The organism is Nonomuraea sp. NPDC049695 (assembly GCF_040674955.1).
GTDB lineage: Bacteria > Actinomycetota > Actinomycetes > Streptosporangiales > Streptosporangiaceae > Nonomuraea > Nonomuraea helvata.
Window position 1 is genome coordinate 162,499 of record NZ_JBFANV010000006.1, and the last position, 19,699, is coordinate 182,197.

Sequence of the window (19,699 nt, forward strand, 5' to 3'; positions counted from 1 at the left end):
AAGACGATCGCGTATGAAATCGACGAGGTTGACGCATTGGTTGTCTCGCTACGGGCATCTACGGTGGCCTGCATGAGAACAGTACTGGTCACGGGCGCGACCGGCACGGTCGGCAGGGTGGTGGCGGCACGGTTGGGTGCGGCCGAGGTCGAGGTCAAGCCGTTCAGCAGGGCCAGAGGCGACCTGTCGGACGCCGGGTCGCTGCCGCTCGACGGAGTGGAGTCGGTGTTCCTGGTGTGGCCGTTCGCCACGGCGGACGGGGCACGGGCGGTGATCGACGCCATCGCGCTCCGGGCCCGCCGCGTGGTCTACCTCTCCTCCGCCGCGGTACGCGACCACGAACGCGAGATGGAGCGGCTGATCGAGGAGTCCGGGATGGAGTGGACGTTCCTGCGTCCGCACGCCTTCGCCGCCAACGCGCTGCGATGGGCCGCGCAGGTGCGGGCAGGGGTGGTACGCGGCTCGTACGGCCGGGCCGCCATGCCCGTGGTGGACGAGCGGGACATCGCGGCGGTCGCCGTACGGGCGCTGCTGGACGACGGGCACCACGGCGCCATCTACGAACTGACCGGTCCGGAGCCGATCACCCAGGCCGACCAGGTACGCGTCATCTCCGAAATCACGAAATTTCCGGCGCACTGGGAGGAGGTCCCACCGGACCGCACCCGCGCGGAACTGCTGGCCATGGGCTGGCCTCCGCACGCCGTGGACGGCGTGCTCCAGGCCCAGGCGGACCTGATCAGCGATCCGGCCCCCGCCACCTCGACGGTCGAGGAGGTCACGAAGACCCCGCCCCGCACGTTCGCCGCCTGGGTGGAAGAGCACGCCGCGGACTTCCGTTCACCCGGCGAGCCGCCCGAGACCATGCGGGCCGCCCGCATCCACGAATACGGCGGCGAGATCCGCTACGACCGGATCCCGACGCCGCGGCCGGGCCCTGGGGAGGTGCTCATCGAGGTGGCCGCGGCCTCGTTCAACCCGTCGGAGGTCGGCCTGCGGGCGGGCCTGCTGCGCGACGTGCTCCACGTGGAGCTGCCGCACACGCTCGGCTCGGACGTCTCCGGCACGGTCGTCGAGACCGGCCGTGGCGTCACGGACCTGGCGCCAGGCGACCGCGTGTTCGGCCTGGTGGGCGGCGTGGCGGCCGAATACGCCGCCGTGCCCGCGAGCGTGCTGGCCAGGGCGCCGGAGAGCGTCCCGCTCGCCCATGCGGCCGCCGTACCGGTGGCCGGGCTCACCGCCTGGCAGGCGGTCCACGAGCACGCCCGCGTCACGCGGGGGCAGCGCGTGCTCATCAACGGGGCGGGCGGCGGGGTCGGCATGTTCGCCGTCCAGCTCGCCAAGCTCGCGGGCGCGACCGTGTTCGCCACGGCGAGCCCGCGCAGCGCGGCCGCGGTCAAGTGGTACGGCGCCGACGAGGTGATCGACTACACGACCACGCCGCTCCCCGGCGGCATGGACGTGGTGCTGAACCTGGCCGCGCTCCCCGCTAAGGACGCCGCCGCCCTGGCCGGGCTCGGGCGCACGGTGGTCACCATCGCCACCCCGATCGAGGGCGGCACCCACTTCGTGGCCCGCAACGACCCGGCTCAGCTGGCCGAGCTCGCCGCCCTCATCGACCGGGGCGAGCTCGACGTCGAGATCGCCGAGTCGCTCCCCCTGGCCGAGCTGGGGAAGGTGCACCGCCGGGCCGAGGAGGGCGACACGCGCGGCAAGATCATCCTGCTTCCGGCGTGAAGTGGCGGAGCACCTCGGGGTTGGCCATGGCGTCGGGGTTGGCCGCCTGCTCGACGGGCGTGCCCAGCAGGATCTTGCGTACGGGCACCTCCAGCTTCTTGCCGGAGAGTGTGCGGGGGATGCCCGGGACCACGTGGATCTCGTTGGGCACGTGACGCGGTGACAGCTCCTTGCGCAGGGCGTCACAGAGGGCGCGTTCGAGCGGCTCGGTGAGTGTCGCGTCCTCCGCGAGCGTCACGTACAGCAGCAGCCGGCCCTCCTGCCCGAGCTGCCCGGTGTCGATCACCAGGCTGTCGGCGATCTCCTCGAACCGCTCGACCACCCGGTAGAACTCGCTGGTCCCCATCCGGACGCCGCCCCGGTTGAGCGTCGAGTCGGAGCGGCCGTAGATCACGCAGCTGCCGTCCTCGTTGACCTTGATCCAGTCGCCGTGCCGCCACACGCCCGGATAGACGTCGAAGTAGCTCTCGAAGTAGCGCCGGCCGTCGGGGTCGTTCCAGAACTTCACCGGCATCGACGGCATCGGCGCGGTCAGCACCAGCTCGCCCACCTCGCCGACGACCGGCTTGCCCGAGACGTCGTACGACTCCACCTTGGCCCCCAGCGACCGGCACGGGATGATCCCCGCCCTGATCGGGTGGAGCACGGTCGCCCCGACGAACCCCGTGCACACGTCCGTTCCGCCGGAGAAGGACCCCAGCGGGATCCCCGGCAGCTCGGAGGCCACCCATTCGAACCCCTCCGGCGGCAGCGGCGACCCGGTCGAGCCGATGCCGCGCAGCCGCTCCAGCCCCTCGGGGTGGATCCCGGCCTTCAGCGAGGCCATGATGTACGGCGCCCCGACCCCGAAGTAGGTCACCTCCTCGGAGTCGGCGATCCGCCACAGCGCGGCCGGCGACGGATAGGTGGCCGCGCCGTCGTACAGCACCGGCGTGGCCCCCACCAGCAGGGCGCCGATGAGGTAGTTCCACATCATCCAGCCCGTGGTGGTGTACCAGAAGAACACATCGCCCTCGCCCACGTCCTGGTGGAAGGCGAGCGACTTGAGATGCTCCAGGACGACGCCGCCGTGGCCGTGCACGATCGGCTTGGGCAGCCCCGTGGTGCCGCTGGAGTAGAGGATCCACAGCGGGTGGTCGAACGGCACCCGTTCGAACTCCAGCGGCCCCTCCTCCGCCCGCAGCCCCTCCCAGCCGATCACCTCGCCGTGCGGCACCTCCCGGGTGCGCGCCTCGGAGGGCTCGGCCTGCTGAGGGGCACGGCCCTCGTCGAGCGCCGCCAGGTACGGGATCCACACGGTCGCGCGCAGCGTGGGCAGCTGGGCGGCGATCTCGTTGACGGCGTCGGAGCGGTCGTACGTCTTGCCGTTGTAGTGGTAACCGTCGACCGCGATGAGCACCTTGGGCTCGATCTGCTTGAACCTGTCGACGATGCTCGGCACCCCGAAGTCGGGCGAGCCGGCCGACCAGATCGCGCCCAGCGACGCGGTCGCCAGGAAGGCGATCAGGGCCTGCGGGATGTTCGGCAGGTAGGCCGCCACCCGGTCACCACGCCGCACGCCGAGCCGGGCCAGCCCCGCACGGACGCGGGCCACCTCCTCGCGCAGCTCCTCCCAGCTCAGCTCCTGGCGGGCGCCGTCCTCGGACACGAACACCACGGCGGTGCCCTCCGTACGGCGCAGCGCGTTCTCGGCGTAGTTGAGCGAGCCGCCCTCGAACCACCTGGCGTCCGGCATCGTCCCCGACAGAACCGGCCCGTCGCCACGCTCCCCGATGACGTCGAAGTAGTCCCAGACCGACGTCCAGAACTCCTCGGGGCGCTCGACGGACCACCGCCACACGTCCTCATAGGGACCCGACCGCCCCAGCCACTCCAGGTAACGGGTCAGCCTGGCCTTCGCGACCACCTCTTCGCTCGGCTCCCAGAGAAGCTCGCCCTCAGCAACCATGTGCCCCATCCTGTCGCCCGTTTGGGGGAAAGTCATACCCGACCTTCCACATAACTTGCTATTTCCGTAGGTGGTCCACCGCCATACGCGCGGCCGTGCCGATCACGGCGTCGGCCCGCGGCTGGTTGAGCGCGGTGCTGAAGGACCGGGTGACCACGGCCACCGCGTAGCGCCGGCCGTCGGGGTATTCGACGACACCCGACTCGGCGCGCAGCGTGGGCAGCGTGCCGGTCTTGCCGCTGACCGCGACGTCGTCGTACGGGAAGCCGGAGGCCAGGCGGTGCGGCCACACCTGCATGTTGAACACGCCGCGCATCCAGGCGCACGACTCCGCCGAGGCCGCCTCGTCCCGCCAGATCATCCCGAACAGCCGGGCCAGCTCGCGGGGGGTGGACCGGTTCGTCCGCGCGGGGTCGAGCGCGCTCAGCCGCGCGATGTCCTCGGGATCCACGAACGGCCACCCGTGCCCGGCGTCGACACTCATGCTGCCGAGAAGCTCCCGGGCGCTCTGCGTCACCCGGGTCCCGTCGAGCCCGAACTCCGCCGGCACGGCGTTGACCGCGTCGAACCCCACCCGGTGCAGCAGCAGGTCGGCGGAGGTGTTGTCGCTCACCGTGATCATCAGATAGGCCAGGTCGCGCAGCGAGATCGTCACCTCGTCGAGCATCGCCGAGACCCCCGTCGCCCCCGGCACCCGGTCGCCGGCCGTCACGGTCACCCGCTCGGAGAGATCCAGCAGCCCCGCGTCGGCCTGCCGGCAGAGCGCCACCAGCAGCGGCACCTTGAACATCGACGCCGTGGGCACCGGCTCGTCCGGCCGGTGCCCCACATCCCGCCCCGAGTCGATGTCGGCGGCGTACAGCCAGCCGGTCACGCCCGCCGCACGGAACAGCGCGTCGAAGTCGCTCATGCCAGCATCCCCGGCCTGCGGCTGACCCGCCGCACGGACACGGCGCCCTCGTCCGTCATCCCGGCGCTCTCCTTCAACGTACGTACGGCCACGGCCGAGAAGTCGTTGACCGCGTTCGCCGCCACGCGCCAGGCGGTGGAGACCCGGCACGTGATCGGCGAGCCTAGCAGCGGCCTCCAGGCGAGCCCCGGGGACTCCACCTTCGGGCCGAACGCCACCGCCGCCCCCGCCAGCACCAGCCCCAGCCCCGCGCCCTCGTGCACCTGGACGGGCACGTAGCCGTGACGGCGGCACTCCGAGAGCATCTCCGCGTAGAGCCCCGGCTCGCCCTCCTGGGGCGGCATCAGCAACTCACGTCCGGCCAGGTCGGCCAGGTGCACCTCCCCGACACCGGCGAGCGGGTCGCCTTCGGCCAGCAGCACGCCCTGCGCCTGCACGAGCACCTGGCCGAACCGCAGACCGGGCGCGGAGACCGGATGGCGGACCAGGCCCACGTCGATGGCTCCCTCCGCCAGCGCCGTCACCTGGTCGGCGGTCCAGATCTCGGCGGGCGCGAGGCGTACCTCGGGATTGGTCTCGCGGAAACCCGCGACCAGGGCGGCGATCACGGCGTCGGCCAGGTCGGGCGGGACACCGACCTTGAGCACCGCGCCCTCACCCTGCCTGGCCAGCTCGTGCAGGCGGTCCACCCTGGCCACGATCTCGCGGGCCTCGCCCAGGAGCAGCCTGCCCGCCTCGGTGAGCCGCACCTGGCGGGCCGAGCGGTCGAACAGCCGCACGCCGAGCTCCTCCTCCAGGCGCTTGATGCGCTGGCTGAGCGGCGGCTGCGCCATGCCGAGGCGGATCGCGGCGTTGCCGAAGTGGAGTTCCTCCGCGACCACGGTGAAGTAGCGGAGATGCCGGACGAGGTCCACGACCAGCCACTATATCCATATTTATATCTTTGAAGCAGCCATATCAGTATTGGACGCCCCTGCCGTCCCTCTGGTGTTCTCTCCGTCATGGCACCACAAAGGGGGACACTGTACGTGCGGCGCCGCCGGTGGCCGTGGATCATCCCGGCGCTCCTGGTCCCGGTCGTCGCGGCGGGAGGCGTCATCTGGGCGCTGCGCACGGAGGGCTCGCCGAAGGAGACGGCCGACAAGTATCTGGCGGCGTGGTCGGCCCAGGACTATGCGGGGATGCGCGCCCTGGTGGCGGACCCGCCCGCCGACTTCGAGACCTGGCACCGCCGCTTCCGCACCGATCTCAAGCTCACCGGGGCGCAGTTCTACGTCCCAAGGGCGTCGGGGGTCTTCGCTTCGTACGGAGAGGAGATCGGCTTCGCGGCGAAGCTGACCGGCCAGGAGGACTGGGACTACAGCGGTGAGCTCAAGCTGGTCGAGCGCGACCGTACCTGGAAGGTGGCCTGGACTCCCGCGACCATCCACCCGCTGCTCAGGCAGGGCCGCTCGCTGCGCGTCATCACCCAGCAGGGCGACCCGCTGCGGGTCCTGGCCGCCGACGGCACCCCGATCAACACCCCGTCCGCGCCGGGCTCGGTGCAGCAGCTCGTGGAGGGCGTCAAGCAGACGTTGCCGGACCGCTTCAAGGCGCCGAACCGCTCCCGGATCGACCTCTACGAGGGGGACAAACCCATCAAGACGGTCGTCCCGGCGGCCGGATACAAGCCGATCCAGACCACCATCGACCTGAAGGTCCACCGGGCAGGAGCCAAGGCCCTGGAGGGCGTCTCCCAGCCCGCCTCGCTGGTGGCCCTCCGTGCCTCGACCGGCGAGATCCTCGCGGTGGTGAACAGGCCGGGAGGCTTCAACCGGGCGCTGCTCGGCAAGTACCCGCCCGGCTCGACGTTCAAGGTCGTGACCGCCTCCGCGCTGGTGGCGGACGGGACCGAGCCGTCCCGCCGGGTCACGTGCCCCGCCGAGCAGAACATCGGCGGCTTCCCGTTCCACAACGCGAACTTCGAGGACTTCGGCACGCTGTCGTTCGAGGAGGCGTTCGCGCACTCGTGCAACACCACGTTCGGGCAGATGAGCGTGGACCGGCTCAAGGGCGGGCGGCTGGCCGAGGTCGCCCGCAGCTTCGGCTTCGGCACCCCGATCACCCCCGGCGTCCCCGCGGTCCGCGCGGAGTTCCCCGACCCGAAGGACGACACGGATCTGGCCTCCGCCTCGATCGGCCAGGGCCGCGTCCTGGCGAGCCCGCTCAACATGGCCTCGGTCGCGGCCGCCATCGCCAGTGGCGCGTGGATCGCCCCCCACCTCGTCAAGGGCGAGCTGATCCCGGGGGCTCAGCCGGACAACCCGCGCCCGCTGGAGCCGGGGGTGGTCGCCGCCTTGCGCAAGCTCATGCCCGCCGTCGTCACCGAAGGCACCGCCCACGCGGTCCGCTTCCCGGAGGGCACGGCCGGCAAGACGGGCACGGCGGAGTACGGCTCGGGCAAGGAGCCGCCGACCCACTCGTGGTTCATCGGCTACCGGGGCGACCTGGCCTTCGCGGTCATCGCCGAGGGCGCCGGCCCAGGCGCCGCCGTAGCCGCCCCCGCCGCCGCCCGCTTCCTGACCGCGCTGTCCTGACCGCGCTGTCCTGACCCACGGCTCCCGGACGCGAACGCCGCGCAGGGGCGAGGCTGTAGGGCGGCGCGCTGGAGCACAGGTGCTGGGACGGTTCAGAGGACGGCGCGGCCGGCGGAGGCGGTGAGAGAGGCGACGGCGGCGACCACTTCAGAGGCGTTGGAGAGGTCGGGCAGCACCACGTCGGCGCCCGCGTCGCGCAGCTCGGCGGCCATGGAGCGCCCGGAGGCGACCCCGATCATCGCGGCCCCGCCGATCTTGGCCGCCTGCACGTCGCGCGTGGAGTCGCCGATCACCACGGTGTTGGCCGCGGTGAACGGCGTGCCGAGGCGCTGCTTGGCGCGCGACTGCGCCACCTGCAGCAGCGTCGCCTTGGGGTAGACCTCCTCGCCGTATCCCCCCAGCGCGAAGTCGACATGCTTGTCCAGCCCGAACGCCTTGAGCTTGTGGACGGCGTTGCTCTTGATGGTGCCGGTCAGCACCGTCTGGATCACGCCGTCGAGCCTGGACACCGCCTTCAGGGCGTCCTTCGCCCCCGGCATCATGCGCCCCTCCTTGGCCAGCCGTCCGCGCCGGTCGGCGAAGGCCACGGCGAGCGCCGACAGGAACTTGGGCAGGTGATCGTCCTCGGCCTGGACGCCGTTGACGGCGAGCGTCTCGAAGACGATCTCGGAGTCCGGGCGGCCCATCGGGGGCACGAGCTTGACCAGCGGCCGCCCGGTCACGAAGCGGAACGCCTCGGCGTACGCGTCCCTGGTCACGATGGCGACGTCGACCAGCGTCAGGTCGACGTTCCAGAGCACAAGCCGGTTGATGGCAGCCTCCTGGGGGTGACGCCGCATAGCGTACGACGTGCGCCGCCGCTCGAGTTCAGTCCTTGAGCTTAAGGCCAACGCCCGGCGCGGGTTCGGCACCTGGGCGATTTGAGCATGGACTGCCCTAGGCGTAATCGAGCGCGGCGGAGAGGGTGTCGACCACGGGCAGGCCGGTGCCCTCCAGCTCGGCCCTGGTGGTCATCCCGCCCGTGTAGAGCACCGCCCTGGCCCCCACGTGCTTGGCGGCGAGCCCGTCGTCCACGCTGTCGCCGATCACCAGGATCTCGCGGGGGTCCACGCCGATGGACTCGATGTGCGCCACCATGTGCGCGGCCTTCTCGCCGCCCGTGGTGCCGAGCAGCCCGTCGATCCGGTTGAAGTGCCTGGTGATGCCGAACGACTCGACCTTGGGCACCAGGTGGGCGTGCGGCGCCATCGAGCAGAGCGACTGGGTGCCCGTCCAGCTCGTCAGGACGAGCTCGGCGTCGTCGGCCAGCCCGCAGACCTCGCTCAGCCGGAAATAGTGCTCGTGGAACCCGTCGTCCAGCAGCTGCCACTCGCCCTCGGCCAGGGGACGGCCGAGCAGGCGCTCGTAGGCGACCCAGATGGGCCGGGTGTAGACCGCGCGGAAGCCGTCGGCGGTCAGGACAGGAAGCGCGTACGGCTTGAAGACCTCGTTGGTGGCTCCGACCACGGCGTCGATGTCGTGGAAGAGGGTGCCGTTCCAATCCCAGATGATGTGCGTCGTCATGTTGCGACAAGCTTAGACGGCACGTGTGACAACTCGATGAACATCAAGGTCGGGGGCCGCGGCCATCCGGCCACGGCCCCCGCGAGAGGCTACTTGCAGGCCTTGGAGGTGGTGCCGGCGCCGTTCTGGCCGCCGCGCCCGCCGTTCCACTGGATCGAGGCGCCGCCCCAGGCGCACATGTTGTTGGCCGAGATCATGTTGCCCCAGTGCCGGCCCTTGTTGCCCGCCTTGAAGCGGAACTGGTCATACCGGCCGTCCTGGGCGTACACGCTGATGGTGCCGGTCGCCGAGGAGGCCGTCCTGATCTCCACCCAGTTGGTCTTGCACCTGGAGGACCACCAGAGCTTGATCGTCCCAACCTTGCCGTCAATGCGGCTCTTGATGTCGGCCGTCCGGACCACCTTGGCCGCGTTCCAGCAGCCCGACTTGGCCGGGTCCTGGTGGTCGTACGGCTTGGCCTGCGCGTTCGCGGGCGCGCCCGCCAGCAGGACCGCTGCCATGGCACCCGCGGCGGCAGCCGCGACTCGAAGCTTCACTTGGACCGACTCCTTGCATCTAACTGACAGTGCTGCGTCGGCACCTTAGCGAGACCGGGCTCCGGGCATTCATGGAACTGTGATCTATGTGATCTCACCGTTATCAGCGCAGTAGGTCGGGAATCTCCTGTGTGGCGTACCACATGAGCTCGTGCGCCTCGGCCCCGTCCACGGTGAACCTCGCGTCGTCGTCGCCCGCGTCGGCGGCGGGCAGCGCGGCGACGGCGGCCTCGATGTCGGGGCCGGCCTCGTGGTCGTCGATGTGCACCGCGGCCACCTTGGCCAGCGGGATCGGGTCGGCGAGGCGTACTCGCGCCCGTTCCTCCAGATCGACCCCCGCGGAGACCGAGCGGTCGGGCACCTCGGCCGCGACCACCACGCGGCGCGGCGCGGCCTCGACGCCGTCGGCGAGGTCGGCGGCGAGCATCCGCAGCGAGGCGCGGGCCGCCTCGGTGAGCGCCACGTACTCGAGCTCCTCGGTGTCACCCGAGGCGTACCACTCGGTCAGCGCGGGGGTGACCGCGTAGCCGGTCAGCGGGGCCGGGCCCAACTCCCCCGCCTGGACCGCCGTGGCCAGTGCCGGGAGAGTGCACGGCAGATAGACGCGCATGACGAACCTTTCGTGCTTTTTGGCCGAGCTCCGCTCGGCAGTGCGGAGACGGATGTCCTCGCTGCGCTGCGGATCCGTCTCCCCCTTGCAAGGGCTCTATCATGCCCGTCGCAGCGTGACGCGGAGGAGGGTCTCGAGTTCCGCGATGGTCGAGTTCGCGTCGCTGTGGTGGATGCCGGCGATGCCGAGTGCGCGGGCGGCCACGATGTTGGCCTCGATGTCGTCGATGAACACGCACTCCTCGCCGCCGCGCCCGATCTGCTCGAGCGCGTGGTGGAAGATGCGCGGCTCGGGCTTGCGCATGCCGACCTCGCCGGAGATCACGACCGCGTCGAAGAACTCGTCCCAGTCGTGGCGGGGATACTCATTCGACCACGAGTTAGAGACCAAACACGTTTTGACACCATTTTTCCGTACGTCGCGGAGCATGTCGTACATAGCGTCAACTCGTTCGAATCCCGCGAACATCCGGGCCAGCAGCCCTTCGGCCACGGGCGGCACGCCGTCCAAGGTCAGCAGCCTCGCCGCGAGGTCGCGCTCGAAAGCCGAGCCGTCGATCTCACCCCGCTCCAGCGCGTGGACGACGCTCTCGCCGTCACCGCGGTAGGCGTGGTCGATCATCTTCCGCATCACGTCGCGGTAGTGGTCGCCGTCGATCCTGTCGGCCGCGATCCAGCGCGCGATGGCGTCGGAGAGGCCGGTCGTCAGCACTCCGCCCCAGTCGATGAGCACACCCGTAAGCACGGTTCCAGAGTAGAGCAGTCTCCGATGTCGCCTTTACACGACTCGGCGTTTGTTAATCGGCAAAACCCCACAAAAAGAATGTCCGAAATATCCCGTTATGGTGATCCTCCAGCGATAGTCGCTACCCAGAAAGGACCGCCGTGCGGACGACGATCCTGATCACCTCCAATGGCCTGACCGCCTCCAACGGCCTGACCGCCTCCCCAGACCAGTGGACCGCCCCCGGAGTCGAACTCTTCCAATTCCCGCCGATCTTCCCCGGCGGCCCGGAATGGCTCACCAAACCCGTGCTCATCGCCCTGCTCAGCTCGGCCATCGCCATCGCCGTGTCCTGGGCCGCGTTCGCCAAGCCGAAGATCATCCCACGCGGCTGGCAGAGCATCGGCGAGTACGCGTACGAGTTCGTACGCGAGCAGATCGCCAAGCCCAACCTCGGCAAGGACTCCGACCGCTGGATGGGCTTCCTCTTCACGGTCTTCCTGACCGTGCTCATCTGGAACCTGATGGGCGTCATCCCGCTCATCCAGTTCCCCGTGGCCGCGCGCATCACCTTCCCGCTGGTGCTGGCGGTCACCGTGAACGTCATCAAGATCTACCTCGGCGTCCGGCACCACGGCGTGCGCGGCTACCTGCGGGGCATCGTGCACCTGTCCGGCCTGCCGGGCTGGGCGTACGGGCTCTATGCCCCGATGATCCTGGCCGAGGTGTTCATCACGTCACTGTTCACCCACTTCATCCGGCTGTTCGCGAACATGTTCGCCGGCCACATCATCGTGGCCTTCTTCAGCTCGGTGGGCTTCTGGTTCCTGTTCGAGCGGCTCACCCCGCTGGGCGCGGGCCTCGGTATCCTCGGCGTGGCGATGACGATCGTGATGACCGCGCTGGAGATCCTCATCCAGTTCCTGCAGGCGTTCCTGTTCGCCATGCTGGCCGGGATGTTCATCGCCAGCGGGCTGCGCGGCTCGCACTAACCCTTGATCACGGCGGCCAGCTTGCGGTGCTCCGCGGAGCGCAGCACGCGGGCCGCCTCATCCGCGTCGGCCACGGGGGCCTTGGCCAGGAATCCCCGGTTCTGCTTGAGCGTGAGCAGCCGGGTGACCGACTGGTCGAGCCGCTGCTGCGAGATCCGGCCGGACTTCACCGCCGCCAGCAGCGCCTGATACGCCTTCGGCAGGTCGTTCGGCATGAGGAGCAGGTCGGCCCCGGCCAGGAAGGCCCGCACCGCGATCTCCCCGTCGTCGTACTTCTTGCGCACGCCCTCCATGTTGAGCGCGTCGGTGGAGATCACCCCCTTGAAGCCGAGCTTCTGCCTGAGCAGGCCGGTCAGGATGGGCTTGGAGAGCGTGGCCGGGTCTCTCGACGGGTCGAGCTTGGGGAAGACGATGTGGGCGCTCATCACGGCGTCCACACCCGCGCCGATGGCGGCCTTGAACGGCGGCGCGTCGATCCGCTCCCACTGGGCCTTCGTGTGCTTGATCACGGGCAGCCCGGTGTGGCTGTCGACGTCGGTGTCGCCGTGGCCGGGGAAGTGCTTGGCGGTGGCGGCCACCTTGGACGCGCCGAACCCCTTGACCGCCGCCGCCACCATCTTCGCCACCCGCGCCGGATCGTCGCCGTAGGCCCGGCGGCCGATGACAGGGTTGTCCGGGTTCACGTTCACGTCGGCGACCGGGGCGAAGTCGAGGTTGACGCCGAGCGCGCGCAGCTCGTCGCCGGTGGCCTTGGCCACGGCCCTGGCCAAATCGGGGTCCTTGGTCGCGCCGATCTCGGCGGCGCCGGGGAAGTCGGTCATGAGCGCGGACATCCTGGCCACCAGGCCGTTCTCCTGGTCGGTGCCGATCAGGAGCGGGACTTCCCTGGACGACTTCTGCAGGCCGTTGGTGAGGCCGACGACCTGGCCCACGCCCTTGATGTTGTGCGGGAAGAGGATCACGCCGCCGAGGTGGTACTTCGCGATCACCTTGGCGGGGGTGCCGGCGCCGTACCTGGCCTGGTTCTCGCCCGAGACCGTGTCGGCCGCGGTGCCGTACAGGACGGGCATCAAGAGCTGGCCGACCTTCTCCTGCACGCTCATCTTCGACAGGGCGCGCCCGACGGTGCCCGTCTGGGTCTGCGGCGGGCCCTGCGGGGTCGTCTGGGGCGCCGCGGTCTGCGCGGGCGGCGCGGCCTTGCCGCCTCCGGTGGGGGTCGCGCCCGCCGATCCGCCGCTGCCGGCGCAGGCGGTGAGAGCGAGCGTGAGGAGGCCTGCCGTACCGATCCGTCGAAGCATGCCTCCAAAGGTATCCATCCGACGACCCGGCCGAGACCTTCCCTTTACCCTGCACCTGAGCGAGGGCCGGCCCATCACCCTCCGCCTGAGCGAGGGCCGGGCTACAGACCGAGCCGGGCTACAGACCGATCCGGGCTACAGACCGATCCGGGCTACAGACCGATCCGGTCGAGGCCGGGCAGGTGGGCGCGGGCCGCCGCACGCGCGTAGGCCGCCGTCGGCTGTGCCCGGGCGGCCTCGGCCGCGCGGCGGCACTGGTCCAGCGTGTGCGTGGCCAACCCCGCCCGTACGGCGGGCAGCGCGGCGGCCCCCATCGACAGCGTGGAGACCCCGAGCCCGACGAGCACGCAGGCCAGCGCCGGGTCGGCGGCCGACTCGCCGCAGACGCCGCACGGCTTGCCCGCGTCCGAGGCGGCGGTCGCGGTCATGGCCACCAGGTCGAGCAGCGCGGGCAGCCACGGGTCGTGCAGCGCGCTCACGGCGGCGACCTGGCGGTCGGCGGCGAAGGCGTACTGGGCGAGGTCATTGGTCCCGATCGAGACGAAGTCCGCCCGGACGAGCAGTTCGCGGGCCCGCAGCGCGGCCGACGGGATCTCGATCATCACGCCCACGTCCCTCAGGCCCCTGGTCCGGCACTCCTGCGCGAACCACCCGGCCTCCTCGGCCGTGGCCACCATCGGCGCCATGACCTGGAGCCCCGGGGACGCGACAGCCGCCAGCGCGCCAAGCTGCGCCTCCATGACCTCGGGGAACCGCCTGAACCTGCGCAGCCCCCGCTCCCCCAACGCTGGGTTCGGCTCGGCGGGCGCGGGCAGGAACGCCAGCGGCTTGTCGGCGCCGCCGTCCAGCGTCCGCACGACCACCTTGCCGCCGGGGAACGCCTCGAGCGCCGCCCGGTAGGCACGCCGCTGCTCCTCGGCGGAGGGCGGCTCGGCCCTGTCGAGGAAGAGGAACTCGGTCCGGTAGAGCCCGACGCCCTCGGCGCCGGCGCTGACGGCGGCGTCGAGCTCGGAGGGGCCGCCGATGTTCGCGAGCAGCGGAACCGCGTGCCCGTCGGCAGTCCTGCCGGGGCCCTTCGCCGAGGCGAACGCGGCCTGCCTGGCGGTGTCCGCGCCGACCGCCTCGGCCACGTCGGACTCGGCCGGCTCCACGCGCACGTCTCCCGAGGTGCCGTCGGCCATCACCCGGACGCCCGGCGGGATGGCGGTCGCGCCCCCGCAGGCCACAACGGCGGGCAGGCCCATCGCCCTGGCGATGATCGCGGTGTGGCTGGTGGGCCCGCCCTCCTCGGTGACGAACGCGACGACGTCCTGCTTGCGCAGCAGCGCCGTGTCGGCGGGCGCGAGGTCCCTGGCGACCAGCACGTACGGCTCCTTGGGAGAGATCGGAAGCCCCTGCATGGCGTGCCCGTAGAGGATCGCGATCACGCGGTCCCTGATGTCGTCGAGATCGGCGGCCCGCTCGCCCAGGTAGCCGCCGGAGCCGGCCAGCACGGCCTGATATTTCGTGAAGGCCTCGAAGACCGCTCTGGGGGCGGCCAGGCCGCGGTCGATCAGCGTTCGCACCTTCACGACCAGCCCGGGGTCCTCGGCCATCAGCGCCTGGGCCTTGAGTATCTCCTCGGCCTCGCCGCCCGCACGGTTGCCGCGGGCCTCCAGCTCGCCCGCGACCTGCGTGAGCGCGACCATCGCGCGCTCCTTCTCCTGCTCAGCCTCGCCGGTGTAGGTGGCGCCCTCGGGGGGTTCGGGCACGGAGGCGGTGAGCACGTAAGCGGGGCCGTGCCCGATGCCCGGGCTGACCCCCACCCCCCGCAGGTTCATGGCGTGCCGGCGATCTCGGCCAGCTCGTCGAGGACCTCTTCCGAGCCCTCGCCCTCCGCGCAGATCACGACGGTCTCACCCTGCCTGACGTCGAGCGCCATGATCGCGAGGATGCTCTTGCCGTTGACCTTCTCCCCGCCGTGGGACTTCGTCACCGTGATGTCCATGGGGGCCTTCTTGGCCCGCTGGACGAACGTCGCGGCGGGCCGGGCGTGCAGCCCTACCTCCGCGGCCACGGTGACCTTGCGCTCAGCCATTACTCCTCCTTCTGTGCCGGTCCAGACCAGCCGGACCTTTCATGTGATAGCGCCCGTTCATTGTGACGCCTCGGCCGCCGTGGCTAGTCCCATCGGAAAAGCTCGTCTCCCACATGCACTGCCCCCTCAGCGACTCCGCTCACAGAGTCGGCGTCGAGTGCCACGACGGGGCAGACGGGAGAGCGCCCGCCCGCCTCGATGACCGCCGGGTCCCAGGCCACGACGGGCTGCCCGGCGCTCACCCTGTCCCCCTCGGCGGCCAGGAGCTGGAACCCCTCGCCTCTGAGCTGGACGGTGTCGATTCCCAGGTGCACCAGCACGCCCTTGCCGTCGTCTCCCACGATCACGTACGCGTGCGGATGCAGTTTCATGATTTTTCCCGCGATGGGGGCCACGGCCTTCCCCGGGCCCCTGAGCGGATCGATCGCCGCTCCCGGCCCGACGAGCCCCGCGGAGAACACCGGATCGGGCACGGCGGCCAGCCGCACGGCCTCCCCCTCGACCGGGGCGAGAACAGTCGTCATGATCTCGCCCTTAGCCGATGATGTCCTCGATGTCGCTGGCGATGGTGTCCGCCTCCGGCCCCACGACGACCTGGACCACGTTTCCCGCTGCCATCACACCGTGCGCACCCGCCGCCTTGAGCGCGGCCTGGTCGACCTTGGACGCGTCATGCACCTCAGTACGCAACCGGGTGATGCAGGGCTCGATCTCGATGATGTTGTCGGCGCCGCCGAGACCGGCGATGATCGCATTCGCATCCGCCGCCATCCGGCCCTCCCTAGCTCTCGTGCCCAGGCTATTTCAGTCGGTCTGGGTGACCTTGTTCAGCCCGCGCGGCGCGTCGGGGTCGATGCCGAGCCGGCGGGCCAGCGCCTCCGTGAGCAGCTGCCCCGGCACGATCAGGCCCATCGGCGCCACCCATTCGGGCAGGTCCGGGCCGTTCAGCGCGGCCGTGCCCGCCCGTGCCAGCGCCTCGCCGCCCCCGATCGTGTACGCCGCCGCGCCCGCGGCCACCACCCGCTCGGCCAGCGCGACCGTCCCGGACAGCGTCGGACTGTTCTGGGCGGCGACCAGCAGCGCCGGGGTGTCGGCGTCGACCACGGCGATGGGGCCGTGCAGCAGGTCGGCGTACGACAGGCCCATGGCGTGCAGGTAGCACGCCTCCTTGAGCTTCAGCGCCGTCTCCAGGGCCGTCGAGAACGCCAGCCCGCGCCCGGACACGACGACGCCCGGCTTGTCGGACAGCCCCTCGACCACGGCGTCCAGATCGCCCGGCTCGGCGATCAGCTTCTCCACCGCCTCGGGCACCCGCCGCAGGTCGTCCGCGTCCACGTCGGCGCCCAGCCCCAGCGCGAGGACGGCCAGCGCGGCAAGCTGCGTCGTGTACGTCTTGGTCGCCGGAACGGCCTTCTCCTCCCCCGCGACCGTGCACAGAGCCACGTCGGCGGCCTGCGCGAGGGGGCTCTGCTCGCCCCCGTTCGTGATGCCGACGGTCGTGGCCCCGCACTCCTTGGCCCAGGCCAGCGTCTCGACGATCTCCTCCGTGCGCCCCGACTGGGAGATCGCGACGGCCAGCACCCCGTCCAGGTCGAGCCGGCGCTTGTACGTGGTCGCGATCGAGGGCGCGGCCAGCGCGGCCAGGCGACCCGCGTGCGATTCGACCAGGTACCGCCCGTACACTGCTGCGTTGTCGGAGGTGCCCCGTGCGATGAACAGCAGCTGGCGAGTCTGCTCGGCCACCGCCCTCACCTCGCCGACCCTCGGCAGCAGGGCGTCCAGCGTGGCCCGCAGCGCGGCCGGCTGCTCGGCTATCTCGCTGCGCATCTTCGTGGTCATCTCGGACTCTTTCCTTGATCAGCTGAGGTGCGGACTTGACCGTCTTTTGCGACATGTGGTCTAGTCCGGACTAGACCAGTACGAACCATAGCTCATTGCCCAGGTCACGTTCGAGGGGAGGATCCGTGGCGCACATCGATCCGGACAGCCCGGTGCCCAAGTACTTCCAGCTTCGCGAGATCCTGCTGGACCTCATCGACAGCGACGAGCTCACCATCGGGGCGGCCATCCCGTCCGAGCGGGAGCTCTGCCAGCGCTTCGGCCTGTCCAGGATGACCGTGCGCCAGGCCGTCGACCATCTCGTGTCCGAGGGCCGCCTGCATCGCGTGCCCGGCAAGGGAACGTTCGTCGCGCGGCCCAAGATCGAACTGGCGCTGCAGCTGACGTCGTTCACCGACGACATGCGGGCACGAGGCATGATCCCGGGCTCGCGCGACCTCGACCGCCGGATCGTGCGGGCCAGCGCCCACCTGGCCAAGGAGCTGGGGATCCAGCCGGGCGAGGAGGTGCACTTCATCGAGCGGCTGCGGACGGCCGACGGGGAGCCGCTGTCCATCGAACGGGCTCACATCCCGGTCAAGCTCGCGCCCGACCTGGGCTCCCTGGATCTGTCGGACAAATCGTTGTACGAGCTTCTGGAGAGCCGCTACGGCCTGGTCATGGACGCCGGCGAGCTCACCATCGACGGCGGCATCGCCGACCCGAGCGACGCCGACCTGCTGAAGCTGCCGCGTGGCGGGGCCGTACTGTTGCTGCAACGCAGGTCGTTCGCCGGTGGGGTCTGTGCGGAGCTGGGCGTGTCCACCTACCGTGCGGACCGCTACCAGCTACGCACCATCCTGGAAATGCCCGTAAGACGGGGCTGAGGCCTCACCCGGCTCGGAGGAACGCCCGGTGAACGAGACCACCGCCGCCCGGCCTTCGCCGTTCGCTCGCGTGATGACCGTGCTCCAGCGGCTGGGCCGCTCCCTCATGCTGCCCATCGCCGCCCTGCCCGCGGCCGCCCTGCTGCTGCGCTTCGGCCAGCCCGACATGCTGGGCTCCAACGGCGCCGAGCCGGGGGGCCTGGCGGACGTGGCCGGGTTCGCCTGGATGAACCAGGTGGCCGAGGTGCTGGCCGCGGCCGGCGCGGCGCTGCTCGAGAACCTGCCGCTGCTGTTCGCCGTGGGGGTGGCGATCGGCTTCGCCCGCAAGTCCGACGGCTCCACCGCGCTCGCCGCCGTGGTCGGCTACCTGGTCTTCGACCGGGTGAGCAAGGTGATGTTCTTCGGCTCCGACATCAGGGACACCGTCCTCATCAAGCAGGTCCAGGCCCAGGGCGTCAAGGAGGTCATCGACTACAGCGTCCAGAACCCGACCAAGGTCCTCGGCGGCATCGTCATCGGCCTGGTCACCGCCGTGCTCTGGCAGCGCTTCCACCGCATCAAGCTGCCGTCCTGGCTGGCGTTCTTCGGCGGGCGCAGATTCGTACCGATCATCACCTCGATCGTGGCGCTGGTCATCGGCGTGCTCTTCGGCTGGCTCTGGCCGGTGATCGGCGAGTGGATCCGCCACGCGGGCGAGGCCCTGACCTCGATCGGCCCGATAGGGACGGGGATCTACGGCCTGGTCAACCGCCTGCTGATCCCTCTGGGCCTGCACCACTTCGTCAACTCGGTCGTCTGGTACGTGGTGCCGCAGTGCGAGGTCGGCGGCCGCGTGCTGGGCGGCGACTGGAACTGCTACTTCGGCGGCGCCCCGCACTCCGGCCAGTTCATGGCCGGCTTCTTCCCGATCATGATGTTCGCCCTGCCCGCCGCCGCCCTGGCCATGTGGCGCGCGGCCCCGCCGCACCGCCGGGCCACGGTGGGCGGCATCATGCTGTCGGCCGCCCTGGCGTCCTTCGTCACGGGGATCACCGAGCCGATCGAGTTCGCCTTCATCTTCGTGGCGCCCCTGCTGCTGGTGGTGCACGCCGTGCTGACCGGCCTGGCCATGGCCCTCACCACATTGATCGGCGGGCAGCTGGGGTTCGGCTTCTCGGCGGGCCTGCTGGACATGCTGCTGAACGCCAGCAAGGCGAATACCGCGAACCTTGCCGGAATACTGATATTGGGCGTCGTTTACGGCGTGGTGTACTACGTGGTCTTCACGTTCCTCATCCGCAAGCTCAACATCATGACCCCGGGTCGTGAACCCGAGCCGGACGTCGATTCGGGCGAAACCTAACCCCCGTCTGTGCGCGTCTAGAACGGTTGAGGACAGCCCTCAGTGCCGTTTCGGGCATAGTGGTGGCCGCACGCCCTCCACGCCAGGGAATCCAGCTTCCAGCGTCCTCCTCCGCCAAACCCGGACAAACTCCATCGACGCTCGAAGAAGTTGGCGGCATTCGTATTCCTCGGCCAGCCCGAAAACTCCTTAAAGCGATTGTTTCTTCGCCCAAGAGTTTGGAGGATGCGTGTCACCCGCCCCCCGCGTCGGCATCACCCCCGCCCCCGAGCCCGCGTACGACGAGGACCAGCCGCCCGAGACTCCCCGGATCCACGGCGCCCTGGCCCTGGACCCGATGGTCTGGGGGCCGCCAGGGGCCATTCCCGACGAGCGCAGGCTGCGCCATCTGGGACAGGCCCTGGCCGAGGTCCTGGCAGGCCGGCGTCCTGCGGAGACCGTGGCCGACAAGCTCACCGAACGCGCCTACCGGGAGCTCGTCCAGGCGGGCCAGATGATCCAGACGGCCCGGCCGCCGTTCGCAGGAAGCGTGCACGTGAAGGAGCCCCACGACGGCGTGGTGGAGATGTGCCTGCTCATCCACTGCGGGGAGCGCAACCACGTACTCGCCGTACGCCTCGAACGGAGAGGCGTGCGATGGCTCTGCACGGACTTCGAGACGGCCTAGGAATTCGAGACGGCC

Annotated in this window: 20 protein-coding genes; 6 read left to right on the forward strand and 14 right to left on the reverse strand. The window is 70.5% G+C overall.

Going from position 1 to position 19,699, the window contains the following annotated elements; genetic code table 11:
* Positions 1 to 72: 72 nt before the first annotated feature.
* Entirely contained in the window at positions 73 to 1,737 is a 1,665-nt protein-coding gene (locus AB0J64_RS08180) for a zinc-binding dehydrogenase (protein ID WP_364022529.1), read from the forward strand.
* On the opposite strand, the gene AB0J64_RS08185 is transcribed toward AB0J64_RS08180, so the two are convergent.
* The 3 genes from AB0J64_RS08185 to AB0J64_RS08195 are packed head-to-tail and all read right to left on the reverse strand — an operon-like array spanning position 1,718 to position 5,509.
* Entirely contained in the window at positions 1,718 to 3,685 is a 1,968-nt protein-coding gene (locus AB0J64_RS08185) for an acetoacetate--CoA ligase (RefSeq protein WP_364022532.1), read from the reverse strand. The genes AB0J64_RS08180 and AB0J64_RS08185 overlap by 20 nt on opposite strands.
* A 58-nt stretch (positions 3,686 to 3,743) precedes the next feature.
* Entirely contained in the window at positions 3,744 to 4,595 is an 852-nt protein-coding gene (locus AB0J64_RS08190) for a serine hydrolase (RefSeq protein ID WP_364022535.1), read from the reverse strand.
* A complete protein-coding gene (locus AB0J64_RS08195) occupies positions 4,592 to 5,509 on the reverse strand; it encodes a LysR family transcriptional regulator (RefSeq protein WP_364022538.1) in 918 nt (305 codons plus the stop codon). Before AB0J64_RS08195 ends, AB0J64_RS08190 begins: the two co-directional genes overlap by 4 nt.
* A gap of 87 nt (positions 5,510 to 5,596) precedes the next feature.
* Between AB0J64_RS08195 and AB0J64_RS08200 the strand changes: the two genes are divergently transcribed.
* Positions 5,597 to 7,171: a penicillin-binding transpeptidase domain-containing protein gene (locus tag AB0J64_RS08200; RefSeq protein WP_364022541.1), complete on the forward strand. Its 1,575-nt coding sequence runs from the start codon at positions 5,597 to 5,599 to the stop codon at positions 7,169 to 7,171.
* 92 nt (positions 7,172 to 7,263) lie between these two features.
* On the opposite strand, the gene AB0J64_RS08205 is transcribed toward AB0J64_RS08200, so the two are convergent.
* The 5 genes from AB0J64_RS08205 to AB0J64_RS08225 all read right to left on the reverse strand — a co-directional run bounded on the left by AB0J64_RS08205 (position 7,264) and on the right by AB0J64_RS08225 (position 10,624).
* Positions 7,264 to 8,010, reverse strand: coding sequence for a haloacid dehalogenase-like hydrolase (locus AB0J64_RS08205; protein ID WP_364022543.1), 747 nt, complete (start codon positions 8,008 to 8,010; stop codon positions 7,264 to 7,266).
* Between the two features lie 97 nt (positions 8,011 to 8,107).
* Entirely contained in the window at positions 8,108 to 8,734 is a 627-nt protein-coding gene (locus tag AB0J64_RS08210) for an HAD hydrolase-like protein (protein ID WP_364022546.1), read from the reverse strand.
* A gap of 89 nt (positions 8,735 to 8,823) precedes the next feature.
* The gene (locus AB0J64_RS08215; RefSeq protein WP_364022549.1) at positions 8,824 to 9,270 is read right to left on the reverse strand and encodes a DUF2690 domain-containing protein; all 447 of its coding nucleotides are present in this window, start codon (positions 9,268 to 9,270) and stop codon (positions 8,824 to 8,826) included.
* Between the two features lie 103 nt (positions 9,271 to 9,373).
* Complete coding sequence (locus tag AB0J64_RS08220; protein ID WP_364022552.1) at positions 9,374 to 9,880, reverse strand: hypothetical protein; 507 nt, start codon at positions 9,878 to 9,880, stop codon at positions 9,374 to 9,376.
* Positions 9,881 to 9,979: 99 nt separating this feature from the next.
* Positions 9,980 to 10,624, reverse strand: coding sequence for an HAD family phosphatase (locus tag AB0J64_RS08225; RefSeq protein WP_364022555.1), 645 nt, complete (start codon positions 10,622 to 10,624; stop codon positions 9,980 to 9,982).
* Positions 10,625 to 10,764: 140 nt separating this feature from the next.
* Here AB0J64_RS08225 and atpB point away from each other — a divergent pair, with 140 nt between their 5' ends.
* Complete coding sequence (atpB, locus tag AB0J64_RS08230; RefSeq protein WP_364022558.1) at positions 10,765 to 11,595, forward strand: F0F1 ATP synthase subunit A; 831 nt, start codon at positions 10,765 to 10,767, stop codon at positions 11,593 to 11,595.
* Here the strand turns inward: atpB and nagZ are convergent.
* The 6 genes from nagZ to AB0J64_RS08260 form a co-directional block, all read right to left on the reverse strand.
* Positions 11,592 to 12,893, reverse strand: a complete 1,302-nt coding sequence (gene nagZ, locus AB0J64_RS08235) for a beta-N-acetylhexosaminidase (protein ID WP_364022561.1) — start codon at positions 12,891 to 12,893, stop codon at positions 11,592 to 11,594. The two genes, atpB and nagZ, sit on opposite strands and share 4 nt — an antisense overlap.
* Before the next feature lie 152 nt (positions 12,894 to 13,045).
* Positions 13,046 to 14,698: a phosphoenolpyruvate--protein phosphotransferase gene (gene ptsP, locus AB0J64_RS08240; RefSeq protein ID WP_364022564.1), complete on the reverse strand. Its 1,653-nt coding sequence runs from the start codon at positions 14,696 to 14,698 to the stop codon at positions 13,046 to 13,048.
* Positions 14,699 to 14,709: 11 nt separating this feature from the next.
* Positions 14,710 to 14,970, reverse strand: coding sequence for an HPr family phosphocarrier protein (locus AB0J64_RS08245; protein WP_364022567.1), 261 nt, complete (start codon positions 14,968 to 14,970; stop codon positions 14,710 to 14,712).
* Positions 14,971 to 15,053: 83 nt separating this feature from the next.
* Positions 15,054 to 15,494, reverse strand: coding sequence for a PTS glucose transporter subunit IIA (locus AB0J64_RS08250; protein WP_364022570.1), 441 nt, complete (start codon positions 15,492 to 15,494; stop codon positions 15,054 to 15,056).
* A gap of 10 nt (positions 15,495 to 15,504) precedes the next feature.
* A complete protein-coding gene (locus tag AB0J64_RS08255; protein WP_192790232.1) occupies positions 15,505 to 15,741 on the reverse strand; it encodes a PTS glucose/sucrose transporter subunit IIB in 237 nt (78 codons plus the stop codon).
* 33 nt (positions 15,742 to 15,774) lie between these two features.
* Complete coding sequence (locus tag AB0J64_RS08260; protein WP_364022573.1) at positions 15,775 to 16,809, reverse strand: SIS domain-containing protein; 1,035 nt, start codon at positions 16,807 to 16,809, stop codon at positions 15,775 to 15,777.
* A gap of 125 nt (positions 16,810 to 16,934) precedes the next feature.
* On the opposite strand from AB0J64_RS08260, the gene AB0J64_RS08265 reads away from it, so the two are divergent.
* The 3 genes from AB0J64_RS08265 to AB0J64_RS08275 all read left to right on the forward strand — a co-directional run bounded on the left by AB0J64_RS08265 (position 16,935) and on the right by AB0J64_RS08275 (position 19,684).
* Positions 16,935 to 17,675 carry a GntR family transcriptional regulator gene (locus AB0J64_RS08265; protein ID WP_364022576.1) on the forward strand — a complete coding sequence of 247 codons (741 nt, stop codon included), beginning with the start codon at positions 16,935 to 16,937 and terminating at the stop codon, positions 17,673 to 17,675.
* Positions 17,676 to 17,703: 28 nt separating this feature from the next.
* A complete protein-coding gene (locus AB0J64_RS08270) occupies positions 17,704 to 19,017 on the forward strand; it encodes a PTS transporter subunit EIIC (protein WP_364022579.1) in 1,314 nt (437 codons plus the stop codon).
* Between the two features lie 229 nt (positions 19,018 to 19,246).
* Positions 19,247 to 19,684, forward strand: coding sequence for an Rv3235 family protein (locus AB0J64_RS08275; protein WP_364022582.1), 438 nt, complete (start codon positions 19,247 to 19,249; stop codon positions 19,682 to 19,684).
* Positions 19,685 to 19,699: the final 15 nt, after the last annotated feature.